At 66.4% G+C, this 12,317-nt stretch carries 11 protein-coding genes and 1 other RNA gene; 8 read left to right on the forward strand and 4 right to left on the reverse strand.

What is annotated here, in order from left to right:
• Nucleotides 1-96: 96 nt before the first annotated feature.
• Nucleotides 97-195: signal recognition particle sRNA small type (gene ffs / locus ACPTTF_RS09955), an RNA gene on the reverse strand.
• A gap of 405 nt (nt 196-600) precedes the next feature.
• Here ffs and trxA point away from each other — a divergent pair.
• From trxA to ACPTTF_RS09995, 8 genes are all read left to right on the forward strand, one after another.
• Nucleotides 601-927, forward strand: coding sequence for a thioredoxin TrxA (trxA, locus tag ACPTTF_RS09960; RefSeq protein ID WP_006402348.1), 327 nt, complete (start codon nt 601-603; stop codon nt 925-927).
• 193 nt (nt 928-1,120) lie between these two features.
• Entirely contained in the window at nt 1,121-2,383 is a 1,263-nt protein-coding gene (gene rho, locus ACPTTF_RS09965; RefSeq protein ID WP_006478662.1) for a transcription termination factor Rho, read from the forward strand.
• A 136-nt stretch (nt 2,384-2,519) separates the two neighbouring features.
• Nucleotides 2,520-3,020 (forward strand): MerR family transcriptional regulator, encoded by a 501-nt coding sequence (locus tag ACPTTF_RS09970; RefSeq protein WP_166965770.1) that lies wholly within the window; start codon nt 2,520-2,522, stop codon nt 3,018-3,020.
• On the forward strand, nt 3,017-4,573 hold the full coding sequence (locus ACPTTF_RS09975) for an MFS transporter (RefSeq protein WP_423371078.1): 1,557 nt from the start codon (nt 3,017-3,019) through the stop codon (nt 4,571-4,573). Before ACPTTF_RS09970 ends, ACPTTF_RS09975 begins: the two co-directional genes overlap by 4 nt.
• A gap of 38 nt (nt 4,574-4,611) precedes the next feature.
• Nucleotides 4,612-5,445: a zinc-dependent peptidase gene (locus tag ACPTTF_RS09980; protein ID WP_423371079.1), complete on the forward strand. Its 834-nt coding sequence runs from the start codon at nt 4,612-4,614 to the stop codon at nt 5,443-5,445.
• 157 nt (nt 5,446-5,602) lie between these two features.
• Nucleotides 5,603-5,863 (forward strand): type B 50S ribosomal protein L31, encoded by a 261-nt coding sequence (locus ACPTTF_RS09985; protein WP_006753671.1) that lies wholly within the window; start codon nt 5,603-5,605, stop codon nt 5,861-5,863.
• Between the two features lie 144 nt (nt 5,864-6,007).
• Nucleotides 6,008-7,840, forward strand: a complete 1,833-nt coding sequence (locus ACPTTF_RS09990; protein WP_423371080.1) for an ArnT family glycosyltransferase — start codon at nt 6,008-6,010, stop codon at nt 7,838-7,840.
• A gap of 2 nt (nt 7,841-7,842) precedes the next feature.
• Entirely contained in the window at nt 7,843-9,204 is a 1,362-nt protein-coding gene (locus ACPTTF_RS09995; RefSeq protein WP_423371081.1) for an MATE family efflux transporter, read from the forward strand.
• 11 nt (nt 9,205-9,215) lie between these two features.
• On the opposite strand, the gene lipA is transcribed toward ACPTTF_RS09995, so the two are convergent.
• From lipA to ACPTTF_RS10010, 3 genes are read right to left on the reverse strand one after another with little or no spacing between them, the layout of a single operon-like run.
• Nucleotides 9,216-10,181 (reverse strand): lipoyl synthase, encoded by a 966-nt coding sequence (gene lipA / locus ACPTTF_RS10000; RefSeq protein WP_423371082.1) that lies wholly within the window; start codon nt 10,179-10,181, stop codon nt 9,216-9,218.
• 2 nt (nt 10,182-10,183) lie between these two features.
• Complete coding sequence (locus tag ACPTTF_RS10005) at nt 10,184-11,299, reverse strand: acetoin dehydrogenase dihydrolipoyllysine-residue acetyltransferase subunit (protein WP_423371083.1); 1,116 nt, start codon at nt 11,297-11,299, stop codon at nt 10,184-10,186.
• 4 nt (nt 11,300-11,303) lie between these two features.
• Complete coding sequence (locus ACPTTF_RS10010; RefSeq protein WP_060372406.1) at nt 11,304-12,308, reverse strand: alpha-ketoacid dehydrogenase subunit beta; 1,005 nt, start codon at nt 12,306-12,308, stop codon at nt 11,304-11,306.
• Nucleotides 12,309-12,317 lie beyond the last annotated feature (9 nt).

Consider the following 12,317-nt stretch of genomic DNA (forward strand, 5'->3'; position numbering starts at 1 on the left):
CCGACACGCGAAACGGTGCGGAAGACAGGCAACGCGCAGGTAAAACGGAGTGTGGTGCAGAAATAAAAAACGCCCGGCGAACGGGGCGAGAAGGAAGGTGACGAGCCCAACCCTCGGCACTGGCGGAAAACGATTGTGGCTGCTTCGTTCCCGACCTGACCAGGTTCACCGCCCCACCATGCGAGGAGGCCCGTCACGGCATATTCTATCACCGCTTCCGGATGAATGCGACCGTTTGTTCGCACCAATGCGAATATGACCAGGCAAACCGCCGCGCATCGGGCCGCACGACGATCACGCGCATCGAATTGCATGCGCGCCCACCCCTTGTAATTCGCGGGCCGGCCTCCACCTGCTGGACACAACGGTCGAACGGCGCGCCGTACCCCTACTCGCGTAGCGGCTACTATCGCCGCCCGCAGCAGATAGCAATTTAGGCTAATATGACGCCCGAACGACCCGCGAGCCGCGGCATGCAGCGCTTACACCCCTCCTTTCCGGAGAGCGGAGTGACCTGCCGCAGCGGCCGGCTGCCAACGGCGGCCGGTACGCCGCAACGCGCAAGCAGGCAGTCCCCGAACCGTAAGAGGTATTGACCCAATGAGCGAACAGATCAAACACATCAGCGACGCATCGTTCGAACAGGACGTCGTCAAGTCCGACAAGCCCGTGCTCGTCGATTTCTGGGCCGAATGGTGCGGCCCGTGCAAGATGATCGCCCCGATCCTCGACGAAGTCGCGAAGGACTACGGCGACAAGCTGCAGATCGCGAAGATCAACGTCGACGACAACCAGGCGACGCCCGCCAAGTTCGGCGTGCGCGGCATCCCGACGCTGATCCTGTTCAAGAATGGCGCGGCCGCCGCGCAGAAGGTCGGCGCGCTGTCGAAGTCGCAGCTCACCGCATTCCTGGACAGCCACCTGTAATACAGGCAGTTCCGCGGACGTGTTGTCAACCGGCAACACGTCCGCCGTCAAGCCGCCGATCGCTCGCTCAAGCGCGAATCGGCCTATGCTAGAATTAAAAAACGTCTACAAGACGCATTTAAGTCTCTGAGCGCTTCCGCTCGCCCTCCTCCCTTTATTTCTTTCGTCGTCTCCTCCCTGGCGGGTTCTCCGTATGCATTTATCCGAGCTCAAGTCTCTGCACGTCTCCGAACTGATCGAAATGGCCAACGGCCTGGAGATCGAAAACGCGAACCGCCTGCGCAAGCAGGAGTTGATGTTTGCCATTCTTAAAAAGCGCGCCAAGACGGGAGAGACGATCTTCGGCGACGGTACGCTCGAAGTGCTGCCGGACGGCTTCGGCTTCCTGCGCTCGCCGGAAATGTCGTACCTCGCGAGCACCGACGACATCTACATCAGCCCGTCGCAGATCCGCCGCTTCAACCTGCACACCGGCGACACCATCGAAGGTGAAGTCCGCACGCCGAAGGACGGCGAGCGCTACTTCGCGCTGGTGAAGGTCGACAAAGTCAACGGGCAGCCGCCCGAGGCCTCGAAACACAAGATCATGTTCGAGAACCTCACGCCGCTGCACCCGAACAAGCCGCTGTCGCTCGAACGCGAAATGCGCGGCGAGGAAAACGTCACGGGCCGCATCATCGACATGATCGCGCCGATCGGCAAGGGCCAGCGCGGCCTGCTCGTCGCGTCGCCGAAGTCGGGCAAGACCGTGATGCTCCAGCACATCGCGCACGCGATCAAGCAGAACCACCCGGACGTGATCCTGTTCGTGCTGCTGATCGACGAGCGCCCTGAAGAAGTGACCGAAATGCAGCGCTCGGTCGCGGGCGAAGTGATCGCATCGACGTTCGACGAACCGGCCACGCGCCACGTCCAGGTCGCCGAAATGGTGATCGAGAAGGCCAAGCGCCTCGTCGAAATGAAGCACGACGTCGTGATTCTGCTCGACTCGATCACGCGTCTCGCACGCGCATACAACACCGTGATCCCGGCATCGGGCAAGGTGCTGACGGGCGGTGTCGACGCGAACGCACTGCAGCGTCCGAAGCGCTTCTTCGGCGCGGCGCGCAACATCGAGGAAGGCGGCTCGCTGACGATCATCGGCACCGCGCTGATCGAAACCGGCAGCCGCATGGACGACGTGATCTACGAAGAGTTCAAGGGCACCGGCAACATGGAAGTGCACCTCGAGCGCCGCCTCGCTGAAAAGCGCGTGTATCCGTCGATCAACCTGAACAAGTCGGGCACGCGTCGCGAAGAAATGCTGATCAAGCCCGAGATCCTTCAAAAGATCTGGGTGCTGCGCAAGTTCATCCACGACATGGATGAAGTCGAGGCAATGGAATTCCTGCTCGACAAGATCCGCCAGACGAAGAGCAACTCCGAGTTCTTCGACCTGATGCGCCGCGGCGGCTGATCGCCCTCGCCCCGCATTCGAACGGCCGCCCGCGCATCGTGCCCGGCGGCCGTTTTTCGATTCAAACATGAACGTGAACGTACACGTTGATCTATAATCGCGTCATTGCCCTGACCGAATTCCCCGCCCCATCCCGATGCCGAACGACGCCCCCAACCCGCTGCTGACCGTGAGCGACGCCGCGTCGCGGCTCGGCGTCACGCCGCGCACGCTGAAATATTACGAAGAGCGCGGTCTCGTCACCCCGTCACGCAGCGAAGGCCGCTACCGCCTCTACGACGAAGCCGACCTCGAGCGCTTCGCGCGCATCCTGCGACTGCGGGCGATCGGCTTCTCGCTGCATGGCATCACCGAGATGCTGAAGCGCCCGCTGGAAGAAACGGGCGACGGTCGGCGCCGCTATTCGGATGCGTCGCTGCGCGACATCCGTAACGGTCTCGCCGAGCAGATCGATACGCTCGACCGGCGGATCGCGGCGGTCCAGCGCGAACTGAAGGAAGCCGTCGCGCTGCGCAAGGAACTGCAGCACGACATCGACTACGTCGAACGGCGTCTTGCCGGCGAAAACGCCGACGCGCTGATCGCGCAGCGGCAGGCCGAAGCCGGCACGCGGCGTGCGCGCAAGGCTCGCGAATGAACGCGACGCCCGGTCGCCCGCCGCTGTGGAGCCGCGCGAACCTGCGCGCGGACCTGTTCCCGTGGGCGCTCGCGCTCGTCACCGGCATCGACTATTTCGACAACGCGGTCTTCTCGTTCTTCGCGAGCTACATCGCGGGCGGCATCAACGCATCGCCCGACGAACTCGTGTGGTCGTCGAGCGCCTACGCGGTCACGGCCGTGCTCGGCATCCTGCAGCAGCAATGGTGGGTCGACCGGCTCGGCCACCGCCGCTACGTCGCCGGCTGCATGCTGATGTTCTCGTTCGGCGCGATCGCGGCCGCGCTTGCCGACACGTCGCTCGAACTCGCGTTCGCGCGCGGCTTCCAGGGCTATTTCATCGGCCCTATGATGGGCGCGTGCCGGATCCTGATCCAGATCAGTTTCAAGCCGCAGGAACGGCCGCCCGCGACGCGCGCGTTCCTGATCATGATCCTGCTCGGCAGCGCGTTCGCGCCGATTGCCGGCGGCCTGCTCGTCGCACATTCGACGTGGCGCGCACTGTTCGCGTGCACGGCGCCGGCCGGCATCGCGTTCGCGATCCTCGCGCTGCTCACGCTGCCCGATTCGGGCCGGACACCCGACGACGAACGCGGCTCCGGACACTTCTGGCCGTATGTCGTGTTCGCGCTCGCGCAAGGCGCGCTGCAGATCGTGCTGCAGCAGGTGCATTACCAGCTCTACAGCGGCTCGCCGATGCTGATCCTGCTGACGATCGCGGGGATCGGCGCGCTTGCGTGGTTCGCGTATCACCAGTGGAACCATCCGACGCCGCTCGTGCGCCTTCACGCGTTCCGCGAACGGACGTTCCAGGTCGGGCTGCTGCTCTACATGTTCTATTACTACGAGTCGACGGGCTTCAGTTACCTGACGTCGCGGTTTCTCGAAGGCGGGCTCGGCTATCCGGTCGAGAACGCCGGGCGCCTGGTGGGCACGATGTCGCTGATTTCGGCCACCGCGCTGTTCGCCTACCTGCGTTACGCGAAATTCGTCACGCACAAGAAGTGGTTCGTCGTGCCGGGGTTCGCGATCGCCATCACGGCCGCGCTATGGATGACACGCATGACGCCGCAGGTCGGCGAAGCCGCGCTGATCGTCCCGCTGCTGCTGCGCGGGCTGCTGCTGCTCTTCATCGTGCTGCCGGTGGCCAACCTGACGTTCCGGATCTTCGCGATCGACGAATATACGCACGGCTACCGACTGAAGAACATCGTCCGGCAACTGACGATCTCGTTCGCGACGTCGTCGGTGATCATCGTCGAACAGCACCGCGTGGCCGTGCACCAGACGCGGCTCGTCGAGCGCGCGAACGTGTTTGATCCACTGTTCCAGCAGACCGTCGATACCCTTACGCGCAGCTACGCAGCGGCGGGCCACGCACTGAACGAGGCGCACGCGCTCGCGATCGCCTCGATCGCGCGGATGGTCGCGCAACAGGCGTCGTTCCTCGCGTCGCTCGACGGCTTTTACTTCCTGGCGGGCGTCGCGCTCGTCGGCGGCGTCTTCGCAGCATGGCAAAAAGAGATCGATTGAGTTAAAAGACAGGCTTTGGATTATCGTCAGCCATCTCCATGCTCTCGAAACTCACCCGCTGGTTCGACGACCGCCGCCGCGACCGTGCGCTGCGCAGCCACCCGATCTCCGACGCGCTGTGGCAGGACACCGTCGAGCGCCTGCCGTTCCTCGCGGCGCTGTCGCCCGACGCGCTCGGCCGGCTGCGCGAACTGACGAGCCTGTTCGCCGCGAAGAAATCGTTCTCGACCGCGCACGGGCTCGAGCTGACCGACGCGATGATCGTCGCGATCGCCGCGCAGGCCTGCCTGCCCGTGCTGAATCTCGACCTGTCGCTGTACGACGGCTGGGTGGGCGTCGTCGTGTATCCGGGCGAATTCGTGATTCGCAAGACCGTGCAGGACGAGGACGGCGTCGTCCATGAAGTCGAGCAGGATGCGAGCGGCGAGGCCTGGGAAGGCGGCCCCGTGATCCTGTCCTGGGAAGACGCGCAGATGACGGACGGCCGCGACGCGTACAACGTCGTGATTCACGAGTTCGCGCACAAGATCGACATGGTGAACGGCGCGGCCGACGGCTATCCGCCCCTTTTTCGCCGCTGGCACGCGCCGCACCTCGACGCGCAGGCGTGGGCCGATGTGTTCGAACACGCGTACGACCAGTTCTGCGCGCGTGTCGACGCGGTGCCGGACCGCGCGTGGGCGCGCTTCGAGCGGGAATCGCTGATCGATCCCTATGCCGCCGACCACCCGTCGGAATTCTTCGCGGTGTGCAGCGAAGCGCTGTTCGTGCGGCCGAAAGCGTTCGAGTCCGAATTTCCGGAGTTGTACCGGCTGCTCGCGCGCTACTACCGGCAGGATCCGGCGGGCACCGGCGCACTCGACGCACCGTGAAAATTATTCGTCAACCATCTGATTTTCTGGCATAATCGCCGTTTTTCGACCTTAGGCAAGTGGCTCGCGCCGAGCTTGGCGTCGGCTGGTACGCGTCATTCACGCGATCCGGCACGGCAAGCGGCGGGTTGGCTACCGCTCTCACCAAGGAAAGACCATGAAAGAAGGCATCCACCCGAATTACCGCGAAGTCGTCTTCCAAGACATGTCGAACGGCTTCAAGTTCATCACGCGCTCGACGATCCAGACGCGCGAAAACATCGAACTCGACGGCAAGACCTACCCGCTCGCCAAGATCGAAGTGTCGTCGGAATCGCACTCGTTCTACACGGGTCAGCAAAAGATCATGGACACGGCAGGCCGTGTCGAGAAGTTCAAGAACAAGTTCGGCGTTCGCGCCAGCGGCAAGGCGAAGTAAGCTTCGCACCGCATCCGGTGGTTGCAACGCACCGGTATCGCACAAAAGGGCAGCCCAGGCTGCCCTTTTTTGTCTCTGCTCGCCTGGAAAGCGCCAGCCGGCGTCCGGGCAATGACCTGACGCGCAAAAGCCGGCGCGTCTACAATGCCGGATGCTCGAAACCGGCTCGGCCGTGCGCGACCGCGCCGGACGCCCGCCCATAACAAAACGCTCATCTGCATGAAGCCTGTCGTCCGTCTCACCGCCTCCGCCACGCGTGCGCTGCCGCGCTGGCTGCTGCTCACGCTTTGCTTCGTCTATGCGGCGTTCGGCCTGTTCGGCCGCGACCCGTGGAAAAACGAGGACGCGGCGGGCTTCGGCGTGATGTGGACGATGGCCAAGGGCGGCTGGCACGACTGGCTGCTGCCGAACCTCGTCGGCAAGTACATCACGACTGACGGGCCGCTCGGCTACTGGCTCGGCGCGCTGTCGATCCGCGGCCTCGGCCCCTGGGTCGATGCGAGCAACGCGTCGCGAGTCGATTCCGGCGTGCTGTTCTGCGTCGCGTGCGCATTCGTCTGGTACGCCGCCTACCTGCTCGGCCGGCGTGCCGAGGTCCAGCCGTTCAAATATGCGTTCGGCGGCGAGCCCGAGCCGCGCGACTACGGCCGCACGCTCGCTGACGGCGCGCTGCTGGTTCTCGTCGCCTGCTTCGGCCTCGCGGAGCGCGGGCACGAAACGACGCCGCAGCTCGCGCAGTTCGCGTGGATCGCGATGCTCGTCTACGGGCTCGTGCGCGGCATCGACAAGCCGATGCAGGGCGCGCTGTGGTGGGGGCTCGCGATCGGCCTCGTCGCACTGTCCGGCAACCCGGTGCTGGTCGTCGCCCTGCTTGCCGGCACGGCCGTGCTGTGGCTCGTCACGCCCGAGATGCGCAACCTGCACCTGCCGCTGGTCGGCGTGCCGCTCGCGGCCGCGATCTTCGCGCTGTGGCCGCTTGCCGCGTTCGTCGCGGCGCCCGACGATGCCGCCTGGTTCTTCAACCAGTGGATCCACGGCAGCCTGATGCGCTTTTCGGGCCCGCCGACCGCGGTGCTCGGCTATGCGGCAAAGAACCTGCCGCTGTTCACCTGGCCCGCGTGGCCGCTCGCGATCTGGGCATGGTGGAGCTGGGCCGGCATGCGCCGCCGTGCGCACGTCGCGATCCCGCTGTCGGTCGCCGTGCCGCTCGTCGCGCTCGTGATCCTGCAGAGTCAGCAGTCGAACCGCATGTACATGCTGCTGCTGCCGCCGCTCGCGGTGCTCGCGACGTTCGCGCTGCCGACCCTCAAGCGCGGCGCGATCAACGCGATCGACTGGTTCGCGGTACTGAGCTTCACGATCCTCGGCACCTTCGTGTGGCTCGTGTGGCTCGCATCGCTCACGGGCTTCCCGCATCCGCTCGCACGCAACCTCGCGCGCCTCGTGCCCGGCTACGAGCCGCATTTCAAGATCCTGTCGTTCATCTGCGCGGTGATCGCCACGGTGTGCTGGTGCTTCCTCGTGCGCTGGCGCATCTCGCGACAGCCGAAGGTCCTGTGGCGCAGCGTCGTGCTGTCGGGTGCAGGCACCACGCTGATGTGGGTGCTGCTGATGACGCTGTGGCTGCCGATCGTCAACTACGGCCGGACCTATCGCGATGTCGCGCAGCAGATCGCCGTGCACCTGCCGTCCGACTACGAGTGCATCTCGCCCGTGCGGCTCGGTGACGCACAGATCGCGACCTTCGCGTATTTCGGCAACATGCGCTTCGATTTCTCCGGCGACTGCGACGTGATCCTGCGCCAGGACCACGCGGACTTCGGCGAGCCGAGCTCGATGTCGCAATACGTGTGGCGTCTCGTGTGGGAAGGCCGCCGCGTCGCCGATCGCGACGAGCGCTTCCGCCTGTACGAGCGCATCGAACGGCCGAAGGCGCCCGTCAAGCGGCGTCCGCCGCGCCGTCAGCCGGCCGATTGACGATGTTCGGCGACATCCGCCGGATCGTCGGTCTCGCGTGGCCGGTGCTCGTCGGCCAGCTCGCGATCATCGCGTTCGGCGTGATCGACACCGCGATGGTCGGGCGTTACTCGGCCGTCGACCTGGCCGCGCTCGGGCTCGGCTCGTCGATCTACATATCGATCTATATCGGCCTGACGGGCATCCTGTCCGCGCTGCAGCCGATCACCGGACAACTGTACGGTGCGCGGCGCTATGCCGAAATCGGCGAGGAAGTGCGCCAGGCACTGTGGCTCGCGCTGCTGCTCGCGGTGCCCGGCTTTCTGCTGCTGCATTTTCCCGAACCGCTGCTGCACGTCGCGCACACGCCCGCCGCGCTGCACGACCGCACCGTCGACTACCTGCGCATCCTGTCGTACGGGCTGCCCGCCAGCCTCGTGTTCCGCATCTACAACGCGCTGACCAATGCGGCCGGCAAGCCGCGCCTCGCGATGATCCTGCAGATCGGCGCGCTGCTGCTCAAGTTTCCGCTCAACGTGTGGTTCATCTTCGGCGGGTTCGGCGTACCGGCCCTCGGCGGCCCGGGCTGCGGGCTCGCGAGCACGCTGATCAACTGGGCGCTTGCACTGATCGGCTACACGCTGCTCGCGAAGCTCGACGTGTTCGCGCCGCTCGCGATCTTCTCGCGCTTCTGCTGGCCGGTCTGGGAACGCCAGAAGGCGATCCTGAAGCTCGGCGTGCCGATGGGCCTGTCGTACCTGATCGAGGTCACGTCGTACACGTGCATGGCGCTGTTCATCGCGCAATTCGGCACGACGACGCTTGCCGGCCACCAGATCGCCGGCAACATCGGCGCGGTGCTGTACATGACGCCGCTGTCGATCGGCGTGGCGGCGTCGACGCTGGTCGCGCGTGCGCTTGGTGCCGGACGCCCGGAAGAAGCGCGGCTGCTCGGCCGGCACAGCGTGATCTTCGCCTGCGGCATTGCCGCGACATACGGCCTGCTCGTGTTCGTGCTGCGACCGCTGATCATCGGCGGCTATACGCCGAACCCGGCCGTCGCCGCGGCCGCGATGCCGCTCGTCGCGATCGTTGCGTGCTACCACGTCTTCGATGCGCTGCAGGTCACGTCGGCGTTCGTGCTGCGTGCGTACAAGGTCGCGATCGTGCCGACCGTGATCTATGCGGTCGCACTGTGGGGCGTCGGGCTCAGCGGCGGCTACGCGCTCGGCTTCGACGTGGGCGGGATCGCGCCCGTGTGGCTGACGGGCGCGCGCGGCTTCTGGTTCGCGAACACGATCAGCCTGATGCTCGCGGGCGCCGGGCTCATGCTGTACCTGCGGCGCGTGAGTCGTGCGCACGCCTCTGCCGCCTCCGCCGCCTGACACAAGGCCCGCTACGCGTCCTCCAGCACATCGGCCGCATGATATGACGACCGCACGAGCGGGCCGGCGACGACTTCCCTGAAACCGAGTTCGAGCGCCTCGTCGCGCCACGCAGCGAACGCCTCCGGGCTCACGTAGCGCCGCACCGGCAGATGGTGTTCCGACGGCGCGAGATACTGGCCGAGCGTCACCACATCGACGTCGTGCGCGCGCAGGTCACGCAGCGTGTCGCGCACTTCGTTGTCGCACTCGCCCAGCCCGAGCATCAACCCCGATTTCGTCACCAGCCCCGGTCGCGCCCGCTTCGCCTGCGCGAGCAATTCGAGCGAGCCGCGATAGTCGGCGCCGGGGCGTGCCGCGCGATACAACGACGGCACCGTCTCGATGTTGTGGTTGAACACGTCGGGCCAGGCCGTCGACAGCGCATCGAGCGCACGGGCCACGCGGCCGCGGAAGTCCGGCGTCAGCACTTCGACGCCGATGCCCGGCACGCTCGCGCGCACCGCCGCGATACACGCGGCGAAATGCGCGGCGCCGCCATCGCGCAGGTCGTCGCGGTCGACCGACGTGATCACGACGTAGCGCAGCCCGAGCGCCGCGGCCGCGTCGGCCAGCCGCGCCGGCTCGTCGGGATCGAGCGGCTCGGGGCGGCCGTGCGCGACATCGCAGAACGGGCAGCGCCGCGTGCACAGCCCGCCCATGATCATGAAGGTCGCGGTGCGCTGCGCGAAGCATTCGCCGATATTCGGGCACATCGCCTCCTCGCAGACGGAATGCAGCCGATGGTCGCGCAGCACGGCGGCCATGTCGGCCACCGCCGCGCTCATCATCGGCCGCGCGCGCAGCCACGGCGGCTTCGGCAGCGCCGCGCCTGCCGCGGGCTCGACGCGCACCGGAATGCGCGCGAGCTTGTCACGGCTTCTCGCGCCCGGCTGGCCGAGCGCCGTGAGGCTGGGTCGTTCGAGCGCGGCGGCCATCGTCAGTCTCCGAGAAACGCGACGATCAGGCGGTTCACGTCGGCGGCCGCCTCCATCTGCACCATGTGCCCGCGGCCGGCGATCACCTCGGCACGCACGCCTTCAGGCAAACCCTGCGCGTGCTGCGCCGGGATCACCTGGTCGCGCTCGCCCCAGATCACGAGCGTGCGCGGCGCAAGCGTCGTGAGCCGGTCGCGGAACACACGCCGCTGGGCGGCGCCGTCGAACGCGGCATTCGCGATCTTCTCGAGCGCGGCCTGCACGCCTTCGAGCCGCTTGTACTTGACGAGATCCTCGACGAGTTGCCGCGTGACCAGCGCGTTGTCCGCGAACAGCGCGCCGAGGTGCGGCTTCAGCGTGTTGCGGCTGTTGCCGGCGACGAAACCGTCGATGTAAGCGCGGTTGATGTCGGTGCCGAGCCCCGCGCTCGCAATCAGCGTCAGCGACGCGACGCGTTGCGGCGCGCGCTCGGCTGCCGCCATCGCCACCGCGCCGCCCATCGAATGGCCGATCAGGTGGGCGTGGTCGATGCCCTTCGCATCGAGGAGCGCGAGCACCGTGTCGGCCAGTTCGTCGAGGCTGCCCGTCTCGACCGCCTTGCCCGATTCGCCATGACCGGGCAGGTCGAGTGCCCACACGGGCCGGTGCGCGGCGAGATCCGCGTGATTGAACAGCCAGTTGTTCAGGTCGCCGCCGAAGCCGTGGATCAGCACGGCGGGCGTGCCGGTGCCTTCGCCGAGCGTCAGGAAGCGCACCGTCCGGCCGCCGATCTGCGCCTTTTCGGGCTGCGGGCCCGCGGCTTCATCCGAGGCCGCGCTCGGCACGAAATCACGCTGGAAATCGGCGATCGCCGCATCGATGTCCGCATCGCTCGCGTCGGCGGCCGCGACGACGCCGAGCAGCGCGCCGACCGGCAGCGTCTCGCCTTCCTGCGCGACCTGCCGGCGCAGCGTGCCGTCGAACGCGCATTCGACGCCCGACGAGATCTTGTCGGTCTCGACGTCGAGTACTTCGTCGCCCTTGGTCACGCGTTCGCCGAGCGCCTTCAGCCAGCCGTTGACCTGCCCCTGCTCCATCGACAGCCCCCACTTGGGCATCGTGATCATGTGAATCGACATCGTGTCAGCTCCTCGTCTTCAGGACCGCCTGCGCAATCGCATCGGCGGACGGGATATACAGGTCTTCCAGCACGCTCGCGAACGGCGCGGGCGTATGCGGTGCGGTCACGAGCCCGATCGGCGCCTTCAGCGCATGGAACGCGCGTTGCGCGACGAGCGCGGCGATGTCGGTCGCGATCGAGCAGCGTGGATTCGCTTCGTCGACGACCACCACGCGCCCGGTGCGCTCCGCGCTTTCGAGGATCGTTTCCTCGTCAAGCGGCGACGTCGTGCGCAGATCGATCACGTCGACCTGGATGCCGTCCTTCGCGAGCTTCGCGGCCGCGTCCATCGCGAGATGCACCATCCGGCCGTACGTGACGATCGTCGCGTCGTCGCCGTCGCGCATCACGTTCGCTTCGCCGAACGGAATTGCATAGGACTCCTCCGGCACATCGCCTTCTCGGGTATAGAGCAACTTGTGTTCGAGGAAGATCACGGGATCGTTGTCGCGGATCGCCTGGATCAGCAGCCCCTTCGCGTCGTACGGCGTCGACGGGCACACGACCTTCAGCCCCGGGATGTGCGTGAACAGCGACGTGAGCATCTGCGAGTGCTGCGCGGCCGCGCGCAGCCCGGCGCCGTACATCGCGCGGATCACGACCGGCGTCACGGCCTTGCCGCCGAACATGTAGCGGAACTTGGCGGCCTGGTTGAAGATCTGGTCGAAGCACACACCCATGAAATCGATGAACATCAGCTCCGCGACGGGCCGCATCCCGCATGCGGCCGCCCCGACCGCCGCGCCGATGTAGCCGCCCTCGGACAGCGGCGTATCGAGCACGCGGCCCGGAAACTTGTGGAACAGCCCCTTCGTCACGCCGAGCACGCCGCCCCACGCGTCGTCCTCGCCCGGCGCGCCCGCGCCGCCTGCATTGTCCTCGCCCATCACGATCACGCTGTCGTCGCGCGCCATTTCCTGCGCGAGCGCCTCGTTGATCGCCTGCGAATAAGTGATCTTCCTTGCCATGTCTGTCTC

Source organism: Burkholderia crassaminum, from assembly GCF_964265005.1.
Lineage (GTDB): Bacteria > Pseudomonadota > Gammaproteobacteria > Burkholderiales > Burkholderiaceae > Burkholderia.

Coding starts and splice junctions, on each gene's coding strand:
- trxA (WP_006402348.1), top strand. CDS start 601: ATGAGCGAACAGATCAAACACATCAGCGACGCATCGTTCGAACAGGAC.
- rho (WP_006478662.1), top strand. CDS start 1,121: ATGCATTTATCCGAGCTCAAGTCTCTGCACGTCTCCGAACTGATCGAA.
- ACPTTF_RS09970 (WP_166965770.1), top strand. CDS start 2,520: ATGCCGAACGACGCCCCCAACCCGCTGCTGACCGTGAGCGACGCCGCG.
- ACPTTF_RS09975 (WP_423371078.1), top strand. CDS start 3,017: ATGAACGCGACGCCCGGTCGCCCGCCGCTGTGGAGCCGCGCGAACCTG.
- ACPTTF_RS09980 (WP_423371079.1), top strand. CDS start 4,612: ATGCTCTCGAAACTCACCCGCTGGTTCGACGACCGCCGCCGCGACCGT.
- ACPTTF_RS09985 (WP_006753671.1), top strand. CDS start 5,603: ATGAAAGAAGGCATCCACCCGAATTACCGCGAAGTCGTCTTCCAAGAC.
- ACPTTF_RS09990 (WP_423371080.1), top strand. CDS start 6,008: ATGCCGGATGCTCGAAACCGGCTCGGCCGTGCGCGACCGCGCCGGACG.
- ACPTTF_RS09995 (WP_423371081.1), top strand. CDS start 7,843: ATGTTCGGCGACATCCGCCGGATCGTCGGTCTCGCGTGGCCGGTGCTC.
- lipA (WP_423371082.1), bottom strand. CDS start 10,181: ATGGCCGCCGCGCTCGAACGACCCAGCCTCACGGCGCTCGGCCAGCCG.
- ACPTTF_RS10005 (WP_423371083.1), bottom strand. CDS start 11,299: ATGTCGATTCACATGATCACGATGCCCAAGTGGGGGCTGTCGATGGAG.
- ACPTTF_RS10010 (WP_060372406.1), bottom strand. CDS start 12,308: ATGGCAAGGAAGATCACTTATTCGCAGGCGATCAACGAGGCGCTCGCG.